This is a genomic window from Pseudomonas sp. GL-B-12, from assembly GCF_019955895.1.
Lineage (GTDB): Bacteria > Pseudomonadota > Gammaproteobacteria > Pseudomonadales > Pseudomonadaceae > Aquipseudomonas.
In genome coordinates, this window is record NZ_JAHBCX010000011.1 from 297187 (window position 1) to 316910 (window position 19724).

The following is a 19724-nucleotide window of genomic DNA, read 5'->3' on the forward strand; positions in this document are numbered from 1 at the left end:
GTCAGGCGAAACTCGCGACAATCGCCTCGCGCACTTTCAATAGCACCGGGTCGAGCTGGGTGCTGGTCCGCCAGCCCAGTTCGATCGGGTAGCGCGGCAAGGCCAAGGGGCAGGGCAGCAGCGCCAGCCCGCTGAGCGTTGCGATGCTTTGGGCGGCATGGGCCGGAATGGTCGCCACGGCCCGGCTACCTTTGAGCAAATGCGGCAACGCGGCAAAATGCGTGGTCGAGGCGCACACCCTCCGACTCAACCCCAGCGCCGCCAATCCTTCATCGGTAATCCCGATAAAACCGCCGGACGACACCAGAATGTGTTCGCGGGCTACAAACTCCTCGAGACTGATGCTCTGCTGGCCCTCGACCAGGCTCGACGGGTCCGCCAGGCACAGATAGCCGCCTTCCCCCAGCACCTGACGGCTGAGCAGCCGCTCGGCGAACCCGCCCGCGGCAATCGCCAGGTCAATGCTGCGCTCCATCAACGCCTGGGCGACGATCTGGCTGTGGGTCTGGCGGAAAATCAGCCGCAGTTTCGGCGCACACCGGGCGATTTCTTCGATCAGCCGCCGGCCGTAGGCAATTTCGAAATCATCCGACATTCCCACGGTGACCGAGCGACCTTCGTACTGTTGCGCAGCCGGATCGACCATCGCCAGGCTCTGCCGGCATTTGTTCAGGGCGTCGCTGACCACCGGTTTGAGCTGATTGGCCTTGAGCGAGGGGGCCAGGCCACGTCCGGTGCGCACGAACAGCTGATCGCCATACACCTCACGCAAGCGACGCAAGGCCGCGCTGACAGCCGATTGCGTGACGCCCAGGCGCAGTGCGGCACGGCTGGCGCTGGACTCTTCGTGCAGTGCTTCGAAGACTTTGAGCAGGTTGAGGTCGACGTCGGTGATATTCATTTGGTTCATATCATTCAGCAGTGAATCGGTCTTTATTGATGATCACGTGACGCTGGAGAATGAGCAACACCTGATGCGAATGGAGTTTCCAAAATGCCCAAATCAATCGTTGCGGCCCTGCAAATCGGCGCCTTGCCCGGTGGCAAGGCTGAAACCCTGGAACAGATCCTGTCCTATGAAAACGCGATCATCGAATCCGGCGCCGGGTTGGTGGTGATGCCGGAAGCACTGTTGGGCGGTTATCCCAAGGGCGAGGGCTTTGGAACCCAATTGGGTTATCGCCTGCCGCAAGGGCGCGAAGCCTTTGCCCGCTATTTTGCCAATGCCATCGACGTACCCGGCGCGGAAACCGAGGCGCTGGCGGCGCTGTCCGCACGCACCGGAGCCAATCTGGTGATCGGCGTGATCGAGCGCGCCGGCAGCACCTTGTATTGCACCGCGCTGTACTTCGATCCGCAGGCCGGGCTGGTGGCCAAACACCGCAAGCTGATGCCCACCGGCACCGAACGGCTGATCTGGGGCAAGGGCGATGGCTCGACCTTGCCGGTGATCGACAGCCAGGTCGGGCGCGTCGGTGCGCTGGTGTGCTGGGAAAACATGATGCCGCTGCTGCGCACCGCGATGTACGCCAAGGGCGTGGAGGTGTGGTGCGCGCCGACCGTGGACGAGCGGGAAATGTGGCAAGTCAGCATGCGCCACATTGCCCATGAGGGGCGTTGTTTCGTGGTCAGCGCCTGTCAGGTCCAGGCATCGCCCCAAGCCTTGGGTGTGGACATCGCCAACTGGCCGGTGGATCGGCCGTTGATCGCCGGCGGCAGCGTGATCGTCGGTCCCATGGGCGACATCCTCGCAGGACCTCTGCGCGACAGCGCCGGGCTGCTTACCGCGCAAATCGATACGGACGACCTGGTATGCGCCCGCTACGACTATGACGTGGTCGGCCACTACGCGAGGCCGGATGTGTTCGAACTGACCGTGGACGAACGGGCCAAACCCGGGGTGCGCTTTATCACTTGATACCCTGCGGGCTTTGGCCAAAGCAGTCAGACAACTTGATAACTTTGACCATTGCCCGCCACCCCGCGCAGAGCGAGTATTTCCCTGTTGATTACGGTTCCCCCCAACCTAATAAAAACACAGAGGGATTCTGGCAATGCGCGATTACTTGTCTGCTACTTCTCAGTTCAATTATCAGCACACCGTCGATGCCGCACTCGCAGGCGATTTGACGGCCCTCAACGCCTGCGTCGAATGCTGTGACCGGCATGCCTTGCCGGGTCGCATCGCACTGTTCTGGGAAGGACGCGACGGCACCGGCACGACGTACACCTTCACCGACTTGCAGGACAAGGCCGCGCGTTTCGCCAACTACCTGCTGGCCCAGGGCGTGAAGAAAGGCGACAAGGTGGCCGGCCTGTTGCCACGCAACATCGAATTGTTGATCACCGTATTCGCCACCTGGCGCATCGGAGCCGTGTATCAACCGCTGTTTACCGCGTTCGGCCCCAAGGCCATCGAGCATCGCCTGAGCTGCTCTGGCGCCAAAGTGGTGGTGACCGATGCGGTGAACCGGCCGAAACTTGCCGAAGTCGCCGATTGCCCGACCACGGTGACCGTCACCGGCCCCAAAGGGCAGGGCCTGGTTCGTGGCGATTCAAGTTTCTGGGCCGAACTGGCCAATTATTCCGCCGACTGTGAACCGGTGCTACTGACCGGCGAAGCCCCGTTCCTGCTGATGTTCACCTCGGGCACTACCGGCCCGTCGAAAGCACTGTCGGTGCCGCTCAAGGCCATCGTTGCGTTCCAGAGCTACACCCGCGATGCGGTGGATCTGCGCCCGGAGGACGCCTTCTGGAACGTCGCCGACCCGGGTTGGGCCTACGGCATTTATTTCGGTGTCACCGGGCCAATGTCCATGGGCCATCCGATCACCTTTTACGATGGCCCGTTCACCCTCGAAAGCACCTGCCGGGTAATTAACAAGTACGGAATCACCAACCTCACCGGTTCGCCGACGGCCTACCGCTTGCTGATTGCCGGCGGCGATGAGTTCGCCAGATCGATCAAGGGCAAGCTGCGTATCGTCAGCAGCGCCGGCGAGCCGCTGAACCCGGAAGTGATCCGCTGGTTCGCCGACAACCTCGACGTGGTTATCCACGACCACTACGGCCAGACCGAACTGGGCATGGTGCTGTGCAACCACCACGGCCTTGAGCACCCGATTCACATGGGCGCCGCCGGTTTTGCCTCGCCGGGCCACCGCATTGTGGTACTGGACGACGAATACAAGGAACTCGGCGTTGGCCAGCCGGGCATTCTGGCCATCGACCGCAGCCAGTCGCCGATGTGCTGGTTCGCCGGCTACGAAGGCGGGCCAACCAAGGCCTTTGTCGGCAACTATTACCTGAGTGGCGACACCGTCGAGTGGAACCCGGACGGCAGCATCAGCTTCGTCGGTCGCAGTGATGACGTGATCACCACCTCCGGCTACCGGGTCGGTCCCTTCGATGTGGAAAGTGCGTTGATCGAACACCCGGCCGTGGTCGAGGCCGCCGTGGTCGGCAAGCCCGATCCGGAGCGCACCGAACTGGTCAAGGCCTTCGTCGTGCTCAGCGCGCAATACCGCGCCGCCCCCGAGTTGGCCGAAGAGCTGCGCCAGCACGTGCGCAAGCGTCTGGCGGCGCACTCGTACCCCCGTGAAATCGAATTTGTCAGCGAATTGCCGAAAACCCCCAGCGGCAAATTGCAGCGCTTTATCTTGCGCAACCAGGAAATCGCCAAGGCTCAAGAGGCCGCGGCGAAGAACCTTCCAGCTTGAATCCAGGGAAACAATGATGCAGATCGAGAACAAGATTTTTATCGTCACCGGTGGCGCTTCCGGCCTCGGTGCAGCGACTGCCGAGGTACTGGTCGCCGCTGGCGCGAAAGTGATGCTGGTGGACATGAACGCCGAAGCCGTTGCAGCCCAGGCCCAGCGCCTTGGCGCACACAGCGTGGTGGCGGACATCAGCGACGAAGCGGCGGCCGAAGCCGCCGTGCAGGCGACGGTCAAGGCTTTTGGCGGCCTCAATGGCCTGGTCAATTGCGCCGGCATCGTGCGTGGCGAGAAGATTCTCGGCAAGAATGGTCCACACACGCTGGCCAGTTTCAGCCAGGTGATCAACGTCAACCTGATCGGCAGCTTCAACATGCTGCGCCTTGCGGCAGCGGCGATTGCCGAGACCGAAGCGGATGCCGATGGCGAGCGCGGCGTGATCATCAACACCGCGTCTGCCGCGGCTTACGACGGTCAGATCGGCCAGGCGGCTTACTCGGCGTCCAAGGGTGCGATTGTCAGCCTGACCTTGCCGGCTGCCCGTGAGCTGGCGCGTTTCGGCATTCGTGTCATGACGATCGCCCCGGGCATCTTCGAGACGCCGATGATGGCCGGCATGACCCAGGAAGTTCGCGATTCCCTGGCCGCTGGCGTGCCATTCCCGCCGCGTTTAGGCAAACCGGGCGAGTATGCCGGGCTGGTCAGGCATATCATTGAAAACAGCATGCTCAATGGCGAGGTGATCCGTCTCGACGGTGCCTTGCGCATGGCCGCCAAGTAAGGAGGATTTGTCATGACTATTTCCAACGATCCAATTGTTATCGTCAGCGCCGTCCGCACCCCGATGGGCGGCTTCCAGGGCGAACTGAAAAGCCTGACCGCGCCGCAACTCGGCGCGGCGGCCATCAAAGCAGCGGTGGAACGCGCTGGCGTTGCCAGCGATTCTGTCGACGAAGTGTTGTTCGGCTGCGTGCTGCCGGCAGGCCTTGGCCAGGCCCCTGCGCGTCAGGCGGCGCTGGGCGCGGGGCTGGATAAATCGACCCGCTGCACCACCCTGAACAAGATGTGCGGTTCCGGTATGGAAGCGGCGATTCTGGCCCATGACATGCTGGTGGCGGGCAGTGCCGATGTGGTGGTCGCCGGTGGCATGGAAAGCATGTCCAACGCGCCTTACCTGCTGGACCGCGCCCGTGCTGGCTACCGCATGGGCCATGGCCGGGTGCAGGACTCGATGTTCCTTGACGGCCTCGAAGACGCCTACGACAAGGGCCGCCTGATGGGCACCTTCGCCGAAGAATGCGCCGAAACCAACAGCTTCAGCCGTGAAGCCCAGGACGCGTTCGCCATTGCCTCGACCACTCGCGCGCAGCAGGCGATCAAGGACGGCAGCTTCAAGGCCGAAATCGTGCCGCTGACCGTGACGGTCGGCAAAGAGCAGGTGGTGATCAGCAATGACGAGCAGCCGCCAAAAGCCAGGCTGGACAAGATCGCTTCGTTGAAACCGGCGTTCCGCGATGGCGGTACGGTGACGGCGGCCAACTCCAGTTCGATCTCCGACGGTGCTGCGGCATTGGTGCTGATGCGCCAGTCGCAGGCACAGAAGCAAGGCCTGAAACCCTTGGCGGTGATTCATGGCCACGCCGCATTCGCCGACACCCCGGGCCTATTCCCGGTGGCGCCAATCGGTGCGATCAAGAAGTTGATGAAGAAAACCGGCTGGTCGCTCAATGACGTCGATCTGGTGGAAGTCAACGAAGCCTTCGCCGTGGTCGGCATGGCCGCGATGACTCATCTGGAAATCCCCCACGAGAAGCTCAACGTGCACGGCGGTGCTTGCGCCCTCGGTCACCCGATCGGGGCGTCCGGCGCGCGGATTCTGGTGACCCTGCTTTCGGCCCTGCGCCAGAAAGGCCTGAAGCGCGGCGTTGCAGCGATTTGTATCGGCGGCGGTGAAGCGACGGCCATGGCCGTGGAATGCCTCTACTGACTACGCAGTCCCTTGTAGGAGCGAGCCTGCTCGCGATGGGCGTTAACGATGACGCGGGGTGCCTGGAGGAACGCGGTGCCCTGACGTTCTTCGCGAGCAGGCTCGCTCCTACAGGGGGCAATTAAACTTCAAGGATTCACCATGATCCCCAATGACGACCAACAACAAATCCGCGACATGGCCCGGGACTTTGCCCAGGAACGGCTGAAACCGTTCGCCGCCGAATGGGACCGCGAGCATCGCTTTCCCAAGGAAGCCATCGGCGAGATGGCCGGGTTGGGCTTCTTCGGCATGCTGGTGCCGGAGCAGTGGGGCGGATGCGACACCGGTTACCTGGCTTACGCCATGGCCCTGGAAGAAATCGCCGCCGGCGATGGCGCCTGCTCGACCATCATGAGCGTGCACAACTCCGTGGGCTGTGTGCCGATCCTCAAATACGGCACCGATGAGCAGAAAGAGCGCTTTCTCAAACCGCTGGCCAGCGGTGCGATGCTCGGCGCTTTCGCCCTGACCGAGCCCCAGGCCGGTTCCGACGCCAGCGGCCTGAAAACCCGTGCGCGCCTGGAAGGCGATCATTACGTGCTCAACGGCTGCAAGCAATTCATCACCTCCGGGCAGAATGCCGGGGTGGTGATCGTGTTTGCGGTGACCGATCCGAGCGCTGGCAAACGCGGCATCAGCGCCTTTATCGTGCCGACCGACTCGCCGGGCTATACCGTTGCGCGGGTCGAGGACAAGCTCGGCCAGCATGCGTCCGACACCTGCCAGATTCTCTTCGAAGACGTGAAGGTGCCGGTGGCCAATCGTTTGGGCGAGGAGGGCGATGGCTACAGGATTGCCCTGGCCAACCTTGAAGGCGGCCGCGTCGGCATCGCTTCGCAATCGGTGGGCATGGCCCGCGCCGCATTCGAAGCGGCTCGCGACTACGCCCGCGAACGCGAGAGCTTCGGCAAGCCGATCATCGAGCACCAGGCCGTGGCCTTCCGTCTGGCGGACATGGCGACCCAGATCGCCGTGGCGCGGCAAATGGTGCACTACGCCGCCGCCCTGCGTGACAGCGGCAAGCCGGCCCTGGTCGAAGCGTCGATGGCCAAACTGTTCGCCTCGGAAATGGCCGAGAAGGTATGCTCCTCGGCGCTGCAAACCCTTGGCGGTTACGGTTACCTCAACGACTTCCCGCTGGAACGGATCTACCGTGACGTGCGGGTCTGCCAGATCTACGAAGGCACCAGCGATATTCAGCGCATGGTCATTTCGCGCAATCTATAAGAAGGAGTCCCCTGTGAGCTATGAAACGATTTTGCTGGAAACCCACGGCCGCGTTGGCCTGATCACTCTCAACCGTCCACAAGCGTTGAACGCGTTGAATGCGCAGATCGTCAGCGAACTGAATCAGGCCCTCGATGGCTTCGAGGCGGACTCGAACATCGGCTGCATCGTCCTGACAGGTTCGAAAAAAGCCTTCGCCGCCGGTGCCGACATCAAGGAAATGGCCGAGCTGACCTATCCGCAGATCTACATCGACGACCTGTTCAGCGACAGCGATCGCGTGGCCAATCGCCGCAAGCCGATCATCGCGGCGGTCAATGGTTTCGCTTTGGGCGGTGGCTGCGAACTGGCGCTGATGTGCGACTTCATCCTGGCCGGTGACAACGCCAGATTCGGCCAGCCGGAAATCAACCTCGGCGTGTTGCCGGGCATGGGCGGCACCCAGCGCCTGACCCGCGCCGTGGGCAAGGCAAAGGCCATGGAAATGTGCCTGAGCGGTCGTCTGATCGATGCCGTGGAAGCGGAGCGTTGCGGCATCGTGGCGCGTATCGTGCCGAGCGATGAGCTGCTGGACGAAGCGCTGAAAGTCGCGGCGCTGATCGCCAAGAAGTCGTTGCCGATTGCGATGATGGTCAAGGAAAGCGTCAACCGTGCCTTTGAAGTGAGCCTGGCCGAAGGTGTGCGCTTTGAGCGCCGGGTGTTCCATGCGGCATTTGCGACGCAGGATCAGAAGGAAGGGATGGCGGCGTTTATTGCCAAGCGCGAGGCTGAATTCCAAGGTAAGTAATGCGGCGTCTTCGCTGACCTCATCGCGAGCAGGCTCGCTCCCACATTGGATCTCCGCGTGGGAGCGAGCAGGCTCGCGATGCTTTCAGGGCTTCAAACCAGGTAGTTCTTCAGTTCGCGTGCAATCACCATCCGCTGAATCTCGCTCGACCCTTCGTAGATCTGTGTGATCCGGGCATCCCGGTAGTACTTCTCCACCGGATAGTCTTCCAGGTAGCCATAGCCGCCATGAATCTGAATGGCGGACGAGCAGACCTTTTCCGCCATTTCCGAAGCAAACAGCTTGGCTTGTGACGCCTCCGACAGACAGGGTTTGCCGGCCGTGCGCAGGCGTGCGGCGTGCAGGATCATCAACCGAGCGGCGTTCAATTGCATGTGCATGTCGGCCAGCAAATTGGCGATGCTCTGGTGCTCATTGATCGTTTTGCCGAACTGCACACGATCACGGGAATAGGCCAGCGCCGCTTCAAACGCAGCGCGGGCGATGCCCAGCGCCTGAGCGGCGATACCGATTCGCCCGCCTTCGAGGTTGGACAGGGCAATGGCAAGACCCTTGCCGCGCTCACCTAACAGATTGGCTTCGGGAATGGTGCAGTTGTTCAGGGTCACAGCGCAGGTGTCGGAGGCACGGATGCCCATCTTGTGTTCGGTGCGGTCGACGATAAAACCGGCAGTGTCGGTCGGCACCAGGAACGCCGAGATGCCACGTTTGCCCAGGTCCGGATCGGTTACGGCAAACACAATCGCCAGCTTGGCGCGCTTGCCATTGCTGACGAACTGCTTGGCGCCGTTGATCACCCACTGGCCGTCACGCAGTTCGGCACGGGTGCGCAGGTTGTGCGCCTCGGAACCGGCCTGGGGCTCGGTCAGGCAGAAGCAGCCGATGACCTTGCCGCTGGCCAGGTCCGCCAGCCAGGTCTGTTTCTGTTCTTCGCTGCCGTAGTTGAGCACCGGCCCGCAGCCCACGGAGTTGTGGATGCTCATGAAGGCGCCGGTAGCACCGTCGCCGGCGGAAATCTCTTCTACCGCCAGGGCGTAGGCGACGTAGTCGACATAGGTGCCACCCCATTCCTCGGGGACCACCATGCCCAGCAGGCCCAGTTCGCCCATCTTCGCCACCAGACCGTCATCGATCCAGCCGGCCTTTTCCCAGGCCTGGGCATGGGGCGCGATTTCGCCGCGGGCAAAATCCCGGGCCATGTCGCGGATCATGACTTGCTCTTCGCTCAATTCGATATCGTGCATGGCTCAGTTCTCGCTCTGGTCAAACTCGCTGAAGAAGCTCGCCACGTGTTCGGCGTCCAGCGCCTCGAGGGTGGGCGGGTTCCAGCGCGGTGTCTTGTCTTTGTCGATCAGCAAGGCGCGCACGCCTTCGATCAGGTCGCCGCGTTCGAACCACTGGCGGTCCAGATGCAGCTCAAGGGCGAAACATTGTTCCAGCGGCAGCTCGCGTCCGCGACGGAGCATTTCCAGGGTCACGGCCATGGCCAGCGGCGAGCGGGTTTCCAGCAGGTTGGCGGTGGTGACCGCCCACTCATGGCTGTCGGCGACCGTTACCTGACGCAGTTGCTTCACAATACTCGGCACATCGGGTTGGGCGAAGAACTGGTCGATGGCCGGGCGCAAGGTCGCCAGTGGCGCATCAGGCAGTTGCTGCACGGCGAGTGTTGCCAGCAGGCCTTGCAGGTCCTTGAGTGGCGTGTCGTGCCATTCGAGCTGGTCGAGTTTTTCGTCCAGGGCGCCCAGCTTGACGCTTTCGAGGTACCAGTCGGCCAGACCGCAATACAGCGCATCGGCGGCGCGAATCTGTACGCCGCTGACGCCGAGGTAAATCCCCAGTTCCCCGGGGATGCGCGGCAGGAAGTAACTGCCGCCGACGTCCGGGAAGTAGCCGATGCCGACTTCCGGCATGGCCAGGCGGCTTTTCTCGGTGACCACGCGCAGGTCTGCGCCTTGCACCAGACCCATGCCGCCGCCGAGGACAAAACCGTCCATCAGGGCCAGCACCGGTTTGCGGTAGTGGTGGATCGCGAGGTCGAGGGCGTATTCCTCGACGAAGAAATCTTCGTGCAGGGTGTCGCCGCTTTTGAAGCTGTCATGCAGCGAGCGAATGTCGCCGCCGGCACAGAAGGCTTTTTCCCCGGCACCACGCAAGACCACGGCATGGACTTGCGGATCCTGGGCCCAGGCGTCGAGCTGGCGGTGCAGGTTGCGCACCATGTCCAGGGTGAGGGCATTGAGGCCGGCGGGGCGGTTGAGGGTCAGATGACCAATGTGGTTGCGCACTTCGGCCAGCACTTCGTTTTGCATGGCATCCATGAACTGCGCCCCCTTCGATGAAACCTGAGCAGTCATCACTAACTCCCTGCTTTTATTGTCTTTATCGAGATGCTCGCGCGCGAGCGATGACGGATCGTATCAGTGCAAATTTGCCTTGTACAACCCGGATAAGTGCAGGTTATCTGTGCATTTTTGCATGGTGAGGACCGGCACTGTTTCAGCGTAGACCACGGTCTGTTCAGGCAAACGCCGCGAGCAGATCCTCTTCGAATGCCTTCTGCGCCTCGCCGGCCACCTGCGCCCGGTGCCGGGCCAGATGAAACGCGACATCGAAACTCATGTCGCCTCGGCTCACGGCCCTGAGCAAACCCTTGTCTTCCCAGCCACGGGCGAAGTGGCTGGGCAAATAGCCGACATGCTTGCCGGAAAGAATGAAGGCGAGGGTGCCTTCGACCTGTTCCGAACGCGCCGAACACCGCTTGCCCTGGAAGGGTTCGTCACTGCGCAGGAAACGGTAGGGGTGATCGACCCGGTCGCTGGCCTGCAGATCCTGATCGCTCGGGTCCGGGTTGCTGAACAGCGGATGGCCGGGGGCGCAATACAGATGCTGGGTTTCAATGAACAATTGGCGGTAGTCAAAGGCGCTTTGCACTTGCGAGAAATAGCCGATGGCCAGGTCCAGGCGCTGTTGCAGCAGCAGGCGCTCCATTTCACCGGGCATGGCGCTGATCAGTTCGATGCGCACTGACTCGTCCCGTTCACGAAAACGCCGGATCGCTTCGGCCACCCGTTGTAGCACCGATTGATCCAGGGCTTCGGACAGACCCAGGCGCACTTCGCCGATCAAGCGTCCGGCCACGCCGTTGGATTGATGACGGAAGGCTTCGATGGACTGGAACAATCCACGGGTGGCGCTGAGGAGTTGTTCGCCCTTGGGCGTGATCCGGAACCCTCCCTTGCCGCGACTGCACAAGCGGTAGCCGAGACGGGTTTCCAGTTTGGCCATTTGCTGGCTGATGCTCGACTGGCTCAACCCCAACTCGCCCTGGGCGGCGCTGAAGCCGCCGCACTCCACCACGCTGACAAACAGACGCAACAATTGCAGATCCAGATCATGCAGTTGGCCGAGCATCAAACATTACTCCGTCATAAAGTCAGGTTAATTAACTTGATATTTCACCAATGTATCCGACGACGCATCCTGCAACCACTTCCTCTGGTCAGGTGTTCGTCATGGCTCCCATGTTCAAGCTGTGTTTACCCGCGCTGTTCCTTGCCATGGCCGCATCGGCCCAGGCCGAAGACAAGGTGGTCAATCTGTACAGCTGGGCCGATTACGTCGCCCCTGAAACCCTGCAACGGTTCGAGCAGGAGACGGGGATTCATGTGCGCTACGACACCTTCGATGCGCCGGAGGTACTCGAAACCAAGCTGCTCACCGGTGGCAGTGGGTACGATGTGGTCGTCCCGTCGTCCAGTGTCCTGGCTCGCGGCCTGGCGGCAGGCGCGCTCAAGGCCATCCCCCATGAGGGGCTGAAGGGCTACGCCAATCTTGATCCCGACCTGTTGGAAAAGATGGCTGCGGTCGATCCCGGTAATCGCTATGGCGTGCCCTATACCTGGGGCACCCTGGGGCTCGGGATGAATGTCGAGGCGGTGCGCGAACGCTTGCCGAATGTGCCGCTCAACAGCCTGGACCTGCTGTTCAAGCCGGAATATGCCAGCAAGCTGAAGGACTGTGGCATCGCGGTCATTGATTCACCGCAGGAGGTGATCGGCCTGGCATTGCATTATCTGGGCAAGGATCCGTACAGCACCGATAAGCACGATCTCGATGCGGCCCAAGTGTTATTGCATCAATTGCAGCCTTCGGTGCTTTACGTCGCCAGTGGGCGGCAGATCAACGATCTGGCCAATGGCAGCCTCTGCCTTGCACTGACTTACAACGGTGACGCCAGCATGGCTGCTGATCAGGCGCGCAAGGCTAACAAACCCTATGAAATCGCCTACCGGATTCCCAAGGAAGGCACCATCGTGTGGCAGGACAACCTGGCGATTCCCAAGGACGCGCCACACCCCGAGGCTGCCCGCCAGTTCATCGAGTTCATGTTGCGCCCCGAGTCCGTTGCGGCGCTGACCAACACGCTGTTTTTTGCCACCGCCAACCAGGCTGCCACGCCGCTGGTGGATGAAGCGGTGCGCACCGATCCGGATATCTACCCACCCGCCGATGTACGTGAGCGGCTTTACGCCGACCGCAGCATGAGCCTCAAGGACATGCGCCAGCGCACCCGCTTGTGGACCACTTTCCGTAGCCGCCAATAACTAGAAATGAAGGAGCCTCAAATGGACGTCCCTGTGCAGAACGATCAAGCCATTACCCGTGACAGCCTTTACGGCACGGCCGCTGAAAGCACCTACGGCGGCATCACCAGCTTCATGCGTCGACGCTACAGCCGCGACTTGCGCGGGGTCGACGTGGCGGTCAGTGGTGTGCCGTTCGATACGGCGACCAGCAATCGTCCCGGGGCGCGCTTCGGGCCACGGGGCATTCGTGCGGCCTCAACCGGCATTGCCTGGGAGCGGCACTGGCCATGGACCTTCGACCCGTTCGACCATCTGGCGGTGATTGATTACGGCGATTGCGACTTTGATTTCGGCTCGCCGCAGTCGACGCCCGAAATGATTGAGGCCCACGCCGAGCACATCCTCAACGCCGGCACGGCGATGCTGACCTTTGGCGGCGACCATTTCATCACCTATCCGCTGCTCAAGGCTCATGCCCGCAAGCACGGGGCGCTGTCGCTGATCCACTTCGACGCCCACAGCGACACCTGGCCGGACGAAGAGGGCAAGCGCATCGACCATGGCACCATGTTCTGGCACGCGGCCAGGGAAGGGCTGGTGGACCCGTCGCGCTCGGTACAAATCGGCTTGCGCACCACCAATGACGATCATCAGGGCTTTCAGGTGCTGGACGCGCGGCAGGTGCATCGCCGTGGCTGCGAGGCGATTGTCGAGGCGATTCGTGCTCGGGTCGGCGACAACCCGGTGTACCTGACCTTCGACATCGACTGCCTCGATCCGGCGTTCGCTCCGGGCACCGGAACACCGGTGTGCGGCGGCTTGAGCACGGTGCAGGCGCTGGAGATTCTCGGCGGTCTGCGCGGGATCAATCTGGTGGGCATGGACGTGGTGGAAGTGGCTCCGGCCTATGACAGCGCGGAGATCACGTCACTGGCGGCGGCGACGCTGGCGATGGAGATGCTGTGTCTGTATGCGGCCAAACACAAGGTCGATAAGTAAAACGCAAACCCCCTGTGGGAGCGGGCTTGCTCGCGAAAGCGGTGTGTCAGTTGGTGCAGCGGTAGACTGACACTCCCCATTCGCGAGCAGGCTCGCTCCCACAGTCGTGATGGGTGTCAGGCCACTGGAACGAATGGCAGGTCAAGGATCTGGCCACCACTGAACCGCGCGAACGAACCGGAAATGGATTCGTGCGGCTGGCGTGGTGACGCGGTGGGGTGGGGGGCGGTGGCGATGACGCCCAGGCTATTGCGTACATTCAGATATCTGATATCGCGAGCATCGGCGGCTGCCAGGGCGGCGGTTTTCACCATCCCTGTTCCATGAACACTCGCCAGAGCGACAACGGCCAGCAAACATATACTCAATACCAAACGCTTCACTGGTTTCTTCCTTGGGGTCCGACGCTGCGAGTTTCGATACCCGATCGTCTTGTGGGCGTTAATCCGCTTTCACGTCCAGGACGCATTCCATGGCACCGCTCTGCAGCGTACGCTGTTTTCTGGGAACGACTTCAAGCGCGCGGTCAACGGGCAGTACGGGAACGCCGGAGCCCAGAAAGATCGGAATGGTGGTGATGAACAGCTGCTGCAATTCCCCGGCGTCGGCAAAACAAGCTGCCGTTTTGCCGCCACCGACCAGCCAGACATTCTTGCCCTTCGCCGCTTGCCTGGCCCTGGCCGCGATGGCCCCGGCATCACCGCGTACGAAGGTGATATCCAGATTGGCGGGGACTGACCGATTCCGGTTGCTCATGACAAAGGCGGGTACATCCTGGTAGGGCCAGTCATCGGGAGCGTTCGACATGATCCAGTCATAGGTCTGCGACCCCATGACCACCGCTCCGACCGTCTGATAAAAATCATCATAGGCCGTTGCATCATCCCCCAGCGCAAAGTTCTCCAGCCAATCGAGTTTGTGTTGTTGAGTGGCAATATAACCATCCAGGGTGGCAGCTACGTAATAGACCAGCGTCGACATGTGTTTTCCTTGTAATCATGCAGGTGGGAAATGACCCGTAAATAAAGAGCCCCTCTGGAAAGTGGCGAGGGGCGATGGTGATCATTTATTTCGGGTAGGCGAAGATAATGCCGTTTTCACTTGGTAGGCGCTTTATCTGGTTGCGCCGTATACCATCTACTTGGTAATGGGGTAAGCGTTTTTGCTTGTCGTGCTGATGCGGGGAAGCAGCGGAGCTTTATATCTAATGCAGCTTGTGAAGTGTCCTTGATTACAAGGTGCGGTTGAATTTTTAACTTTGAATTTTAGGCGTCGTGCGGCTGTTGCAGTTGGATTTATGATTGACTATTTAGATTGCAAATCAAATGATAAGGAAGTAACAAAATATTGCGAGGGTCCAAAAAATTGGGGTAGGAAGCCAACTTTTATGAATGATCTGTAGGAATGTTCTGAAGAAGCCCAGCATCCAACAAAATAAGTTCTGGAAATACGGGGGCTCCAGACAGATATTGTGCAAAAGAGTGGGTTTATTTAGAGTTTCCCTAAGTCACGCCAGACTATATAAAGGTAGCTAAAATGGGAGGTTTATTTTTGAGTCAGGAGACTAGTTAGGGGGCGGATATTGTTTGCCTGATGGTGGCTGCTTATTTTATTTTTATTTTAATTGTATGGGATGGGTTTCGCTACTAAGTTCCGTAATGGATAACTATTGATATATGGATGCTAAATAATGCCTAGTGTTTTTTCTGACGGAAAAGGGAATGGAAATCCAGGTTTTGTGCATGCGTTCAGTCGTATTGCGCCGACTTATGTAGAGAAGTACGGTACCAAACTAAGCCAGGCCCATGATGGATGCTGCGAATATTGAGCCTGCTCGCGATGGCGGTCTTGCATTCAACATCTCTGTTGGCTGACAGGGCCTCATCGCGAGCAGGCTCGCTCCTACAGTTTTAATGGGTGTCAGGCCACCGGAACGATCGGCAGATCCAGGATCTGACCACCGCTGAACCGTGCGAACGAACCGGAAATGGATTCGTGCGGCACGCCTTTGGCCACGTCACTGACGCCGTCCAGTCGTGCCAGTTGCTCGGTGCTCAACTGCACATTCAGCGCGCCCAACGTGGCGTCCAGTTGCTCCCGGGTCCGGGAACCGAGGATCGGAATCAGTGCCGTGGTCGAGCGCCTGGCCTTTTCCCGCAGCCAGGCAATGGCCACGTGAGTCGGGCTGGCGTCCAGTTCTGCGGCGACATCGATCAGGGTGTCGAGCAGGGCGGTTTCCCGGGCGCTTTTTTCGGCGTGAATCAGCACGCCGAGCTTGTTCGCGCGGTTGTCGCCTTCACTGTTGCGATACTTACCGGTGAGGAAGCCGCCGCCCAGCGGCGACCACAAGGTTACGGCCAGGCCCAGGGCTTCGGCCATCGGCAGTTGTTCACGCTCGGCGGTGCGTTCGGCGAGGCTGTACTCGACCTGGATCGCGGCAATCGGTGCAAAACCACGTACCTCGGCCAGCAGGTCGGCGCGGGCGATGCGCCACGCAGGGAAGTTCGACAGCCCGGCGTAATGAATCTTGCCGGCACTGACCAGATCGTCGAACCCGCGCAAGATCTCTTCCATGGGCGTGACGCCGTCGCTCATGTGGGCCCAGAACAGGTCGATATGCTCGGTCTTCAGCCGTTTGAGGCTTTCTTCGACGGCGCGCACCATGTTCTTGCGGCTGTTGCCAGTGTGGGAAATGCTGGCCGCCGGTGTAGTCCCAAGGGTGTATTTGGTGGCGATGACCAGGCGATCCCGTTCTGCGGCAATGAATTCGCTGAGCATGGCCTCGGACTGTCCGCCCTGATAACCATTGGCGGTATCGATGAAGTTGCCGCCGGCTTCCAGGTAGCCATCAAAAATGCGCCTGGCTTCGTCACGCTCGGCGCCATGGCCCCAACCGGTACCGAAATTACCGGCGCCCAGCGCCAGTTCGGAAACCCGCAAGCCGGTTTTACGACCGAAAACTTTGTAATGCATGGGATGACTCCAGAGGGGTGGCGACAGGACTAATAAATTACATACGACATGTATTAAATATGATGCGAGTAATTTAAGGCGTCAAGGCGCTTTTCCTTCCTGCATAAAACTGCCGATCACTGGTCACGTTATTCATGCGCAATGGCATACTGCCGCCCATGACTATCGATTCCCCCTTAAGCGCCTGGCAGCATGCCATCGAACAAAAGGGCTTCGTCCAGGACGAGGCCCAGGAACATGCCGTGTGGGCCCTGCAAAAATGCCACGAAGCGCTGCACGAAGGCCGATCCCCGATTTCCGGCGTGTACCTGTGGGGTCCGGTGGGGCGGGGCAAGACCTGGTTGATGGACCAGTTCTACCAAAGCCTGCGAGTACCAGCGCGGCGCCAGCACTTTCACCACTTCATGGGCTGGGTGCACCAGCGCTCGTTTCAACTGACCGGTACCGCCGATCCGCTCAAGGCGTTGGCCCGTGAACTGGCCGAAGAAGTGCGCGTTCTGTGTTTTGATGAGTTGTTCGTCAACGACATCGGCGACGCGATCATTCTCGGGCGCCTGTTCCAGGTGATGTTCGAACAGGGCGTAGTGGTGGTCTGCACGTCCAATCTGCCGCCGGACCAGTTGTACGCCGACGGCTTCAATCGCGACCGCTTCATGCCCGCCATCGCGGCGATCAAGCAGCACATGCAGGTGATTGCGGTGGATGGCGGGGAAGATCATCGCCTTCATCCGGGGGCCGGTTCGCAACGTTATTGGGTGGCCGAGTCCGGCAGGCCCGGCGCGCTGGATGAAGTGTTCCAGGTACTAAGCGTCGGCCAGTCAGTATCGAGCGAGCCGATCCAGGTCGGCTACCGTTCCCTTGAGGTGATCAAGGCCGGCCCGACTGTGCTCTGGACCCGTTACGCCGCGCTGTGCGAGCAACCCTTCTCGGCTATGGATTTCATCGCCCTGTGTGATACCTACGGCGCTATTCTGTTGAGTGACGTGCCCAACCTCAGCGCACAGAAACGCGCCGGGCGCATTGCCCGCGGCACCGAGGACGGTGTCGAACGGGTGGAAGCGGGGGATCGCGAGTTGCCGCAGTTGTCGGTGCATGACGACGGTGTGCGACGGTTCATTGCCCTGGTCGACGAGTGCTACGACCGCAAAGTGCCGCTGTACCTTGAGGCGCAGGTGCCGATGGCATCGCTTTACACCGAGGGTTATCTGGAATTCCCGTTCCGCCGCACCCTCAGTCGATTGCAGGAAATGCAACTGCAGCGGTTTGCCGAAGTTTGATCGGGATTTGATCGGGAGCAGCGAACATGAATCAGCCCCTGTCACACCATTTGCTGACCATGGCCTATCAGAACGCCTGGGCCAATCACCGACTGGCCAAGGCCTGGCATCAGTTGAGTCCGCAGGAACTGAGCGCACCCCGGGTCAGCTTCTTCCCGACGATCCGCGCCACGCTCAACCACATCCTCACCTGTGACTGGTTTTATGTGGACGCCCTGGAGCGCGAACTGCGCGGCGACGATCCGCATCCCGATTGCCGGGTGTTTTTCAAGGAGGACGAGCCCTGCCTCATGGCGACGGACCTGGTTGGCGAACAGGCCCACGTCGACCGCCGGCTGATCGCCTACTGCGAGCAGATGCGCGATGCCGACCTCGGCAAAATCGTGACCATCGCCCGCGACACCCCGCAACACGACAGTCGCTTGCGCCTGCTGTCCCATTTGTTTGAACACCAGATCCATCACCGCGGCCAGGTTCACGCCATGCTCAGCGGCACCTCGATCAAGCCACCGCAACTCGACGAGTTTTTCTGCGTCGGTGAATCGCATTTGCGGGCCAAGGATTTTGCCGAGCTGGGATGGACGGAGGCATTGATCTGGGGCGCTTGAGCGCCAAAGATTTGCACGGTTGCGATTGTCGGTAACACGGTGCTCGCGCTATGGTCAGCGGGCACTTCAGCGTGAAGTACATGCTGGGGGCTACTTCATGTGTGATCGAGGATGGAAATGGACTCCGCAGAAATTCTTGTGCTTCAGGCCAGTTACACCAATCCGGTGCATGCCGAGGCTATTTGTCTGGTGTTGAACCACTACGCCGAGGACCCGATGGGGGGCGGCCAGCCGTTGCCAGCCAATGTACTGGCGCAACTCCCGGCAGAGCTCGCCCGGCGCCCCCACGCTTTCAGTGTGCTGGCCTTTGTCGGTGGCGAGCCGGCCGGGCTGGTCAATTGCTTCGAGGGGTTCTCGACCTTTGCCTGCCGGCCGCTGGTCAATGTGCACGATGTGTCGGTGGTGAAAAAATTTCGCGGCTTGGGCCTGAGCCAGAAGATGCTGCAAAAGGTCGAGGACATCGCCCGTCAACGTGGCTGCTGCAAGCTCACCCTGGAAGTGCTGGAAGGCAATGCCGTGGCGCAGGGTTCGTATGAAAAAGCCGGTTTCGCCGCCGGCATGTTCGACCCGGCCCATGGGCGGATGCTGTTCTGGACCAAGAGCCTCTGACTCAACAGGCAAAAAAAGGGCGTCCATCAAGACGCCCGGCAGTCTTCTGCGACCCTAGGGGGCCATGGATCATTTCGGTCTGTAGGTTTCAGTCATTTGTGCGGTTTGATCGTCCGGAACCCGCAGCTCAGTGCTTTGGATGGGGTGGCCCAAGGCTTGTTGCTGGGCCAGTCGCAGGCTTTCGTAGTAATAGCGCATGCGTTCGGCTCCACCTTCGGCAAAAGCGCTGGTTGAGCCCAAAGCCATCAGGCCGGCGAGAATCAATGCGGTGCGTTTCATGGTTTGCCTCCCACTACAGATGTCGGATGCCTTTCGTCCATGAATCAATGAAGCAGTGTCGAAATGGCATTATCCGCCGAATCCGTTAATTGGGAATTAACTTCACCAACGGCCTTCGTGGCTAGCGCGGGACGGGAAGCCTGCTCGGAGAAGTTCGCGAGCCGGCGCGGAAGCAGTGCAGACTGCTCCCGCTTGAAAGGAGGGGGTCAGGCGAGTGGGGCGCGTTGCGTCACAGCCAGGGGCTGCGTCTGACCGGCTTGCAGCAGCAGCCGCAATTGCGCCAGCTCCTGTTTCAATTGATCGCGTTCGTCCTTCAACTGGCGCAATTCATCGCGACGGATTGTGACGTAAAGGGTTTGTGCTGGCAGTGCGGTATGTACTGTGCCCATTGCTCACCTCGCAAATGGCGTGTCTCAACTGTAGAACCGCCTCGAAATCAACGGCTGATCTACTATCGGCGCCAATTTTGATTTCTTTTGCCCCCGAAGGGAACTTTTTTATTTTTCATGGTCGTTGTGTCTTCGGTTTGATTCCCGACGTTATCCATCAGGATCGGGCACAATGCCCGGAAACTTCACGCCAACGCTCTGGACTAACCTCATGAGTCGCGTTGGGCTATAACCTTTGACACACT

General features: G+C 60.5%; 20 protein-coding genes. 11 read left to right on the forward strand and 9 right to left on the reverse strand.

The window, feature by feature from the left end; all coding sequences use genetic code 11:
• Position 1: 1 nt before the first annotated feature.
• Positions 2–910 (reverse strand): LysR family transcriptional regulator, encoded by a 909-nt coding sequence (locus KGA85_RS07480; protein WP_223543034.1) that lies wholly within the window; start codon positions 908–910, stop codon positions 2–4.
• Between the two features lie 84 nt (positions 911–994).
• Here KGA85_RS07480 and KGA85_RS07485 point away from each other — a divergent pair, with 84 nt between their 5' ends.
• From KGA85_RS07485 to KGA85_RS07510, 6 genes are all read left to right on the forward strand, one after another.
• Positions 995–1918 (forward strand): carbon-nitrogen hydrolase family protein, encoded by a 924-nt coding sequence (locus KGA85_RS07485; protein ID WP_223457056.1) that lies wholly within the window; start codon positions 995–997, stop codon positions 1916–1918.
• Between the two features lie 136 nt (positions 1919–2054).
• A complete protein-coding gene (locus KGA85_RS07490) occupies positions 2055–3719 on the forward strand; it encodes an AMP-binding protein (RefSeq protein ID WP_223543035.1) in 1665 nt (554 codons plus the stop codon).
• Between the two features lie 16 nt (positions 3720–3735).
• Positions 3736–4497: an SDR family NAD(P)-dependent oxidoreductase gene (locus tag KGA85_RS07495; RefSeq protein ID WP_223457060.1), complete on the forward strand. Its 762-nt coding sequence runs from the start codon at positions 3736–3738 to the stop codon at positions 4495–4497.
• A gap of 12 nt (positions 4498–4509) precedes the next feature.
• Complete coding sequence (locus KGA85_RS07500) at positions 4510–5703, forward strand: acetyl-CoA C-acyltransferase (RefSeq protein ID WP_223457062.1); 1194 nt, start codon at positions 4510–4512, stop codon at positions 5701–5703.
• 141 nt (positions 5704–5844) lie between these two features.
• Positions 5845–6972, forward strand: coding sequence for an acyl-CoA dehydrogenase (locus tag KGA85_RS07505; RefSeq protein ID WP_223457064.1), 1128 nt, complete (start codon positions 5845–5847; stop codon positions 6970–6972).
• A gap of 13 nt (positions 6973–6985) precedes the next feature.
• Complete coding sequence (locus tag KGA85_RS07510) at positions 6986–7759, forward strand: enoyl-CoA hydratase (protein ID WP_057714717.1); 774 nt, start codon at positions 6986–6988, stop codon at positions 7757–7759.
• A gap of 92 nt (positions 7760–7851) precedes the next feature.
• Here the strand turns inward: KGA85_RS07510 and KGA85_RS07515 are convergent, their stop codons facing one another.
• From KGA85_RS07515 to KGA85_RS07525, 3 genes are all read right to left on the reverse strand, one after another.
• Entirely contained in the window at positions 7852–9003 is a 1152-nt protein-coding gene (locus tag KGA85_RS07515) for an acyl-CoA dehydrogenase family protein (protein ID WP_007970104.1), read from the reverse strand.
• Positions 9004–9006: 3 nt separating this feature from the next.
• Entirely contained in the window at positions 9007–10113 is a 1107-nt protein-coding gene (locus KGA85_RS07520) for an enoyl-CoA hydratase/isomerase family protein (RefSeq protein WP_223457066.1), read from the reverse strand.
• Between the two features lie 163 nt (positions 10114–10276).
• Positions 10277–11170: a LysR family transcriptional regulator gene (locus tag KGA85_RS07525; protein ID WP_223457068.1), complete on the reverse strand. Its 894-nt coding sequence runs from the start codon at positions 11168–11170 to the stop codon at positions 10277–10279.
• Between the two features lie 101 nt (positions 11171–11271).
• Here KGA85_RS07525 and KGA85_RS07530 point away from each other — a divergent pair, with 101 nt between their 5' ends.
• Positions 11272–12363 (forward strand): polyamine ABC transporter substrate-binding protein, encoded by a 1092-nt coding sequence (locus tag KGA85_RS07530; RefSeq protein ID WP_223533431.1) that lies wholly within the window; start codon positions 11272–11274, stop codon positions 12361–12363.
• Positions 12364–12384: 21 nt separating this feature from the next.
• Entirely contained in the window at positions 12385–13344 is a 960-nt protein-coding gene (speB, locus tag KGA85_RS07535; protein WP_223457071.1) for an agmatinase, read from the forward strand.
• A 116-nt stretch (positions 13345–13460) separates the two neighbouring features.
• Here the strand turns inward: speB and KGA85_RS07540 are convergent, their stop codons facing one another.
• The 3 genes from KGA85_RS07540 to KGA85_RS07550 all read right to left on the reverse strand — a co-directional run bounded on the left by KGA85_RS07540 (position 13461) and on the right by KGA85_RS07550 (position 16317).
• On the reverse strand, positions 13461–13658 hold the full coding sequence (locus KGA85_RS07540; RefSeq protein WP_223457073.1) for a hypothetical protein: 198 nt from the start codon (positions 13656–13658) through the stop codon (positions 13461–13463).
• A 127-nt stretch (positions 13659–13785) separates the two neighbouring features.
• Positions 13786–14325: a dihydrofolate reductase family protein gene (locus tag KGA85_RS07545; protein ID WP_223457075.1), complete on the reverse strand. Its 540-nt coding sequence runs from the start codon at positions 14323–14325 to the stop codon at positions 13786–13788.
• Between the two features lie 939 nt (positions 14326–15264).
• Entirely contained in the window at positions 15265–16317 is a 1053-nt protein-coding gene (locus KGA85_RS07550) for an aldo/keto reductase (protein WP_223457077.1), read from the reverse strand.
• 158 nt (positions 16318–16475) lie between these two features.
• Between KGA85_RS07550 and zapE the strand changes: the two genes are divergently transcribed.
• The 3 genes from zapE (at position 16476) to KGA85_RS07565 (ending at position 18811) form a co-directional block, all read left to right on the forward strand.
• Positions 16476–17594, forward strand: coding sequence for a cell division protein ZapE (zapE, locus tag KGA85_RS07555; RefSeq protein WP_223457079.1), 1119 nt, complete (start codon positions 16476–16478; stop codon positions 17592–17594).
• A 26-nt stretch (positions 17595–17620) separates the two neighbouring features.
• Positions 17621–18202 carry a DinB family protein gene (locus KGA85_RS07560; RefSeq protein ID WP_223457081.1) on the forward strand — a complete coding sequence of 194 codons (582 nt, stop codon included), beginning with the start codon at positions 17621–17623 and terminating at the stop codon, positions 18200–18202.
• Positions 18203–18319: 117 nt separating this feature from the next.
• On the forward strand, positions 18320–18811 hold the full coding sequence (locus tag KGA85_RS07565; RefSeq protein WP_150723745.1) for a GNAT family N-acetyltransferase: 492 nt from the start codon (positions 18320–18322) through the stop codon (positions 18809–18811).
• Positions 18812–18880: 69 nt separating this feature from the next.
• Here the strand turns inward: KGA85_RS07565 and KGA85_RS07570 are convergent, their stop codons facing one another.
• Both KGA85_RS07570 and KGA85_RS07575 read right to left on the reverse strand, forming a co-directional pair.
• Entirely contained in the window at positions 18881–19090 is a 210-nt protein-coding gene (locus tag KGA85_RS07570) for a hypothetical protein (protein WP_223457083.1), read from the reverse strand.
• 206 nt (positions 19091–19296) lie between these two features.
• Complete coding sequence (locus KGA85_RS07575) at positions 19297–19479, reverse strand: DUF6026 family protein (RefSeq protein ID WP_108228275.1); 183 nt, start codon at positions 19477–19479, stop codon at positions 19297–19299.
• Positions 19480–19724: the final 245 nt, after the last annotated feature.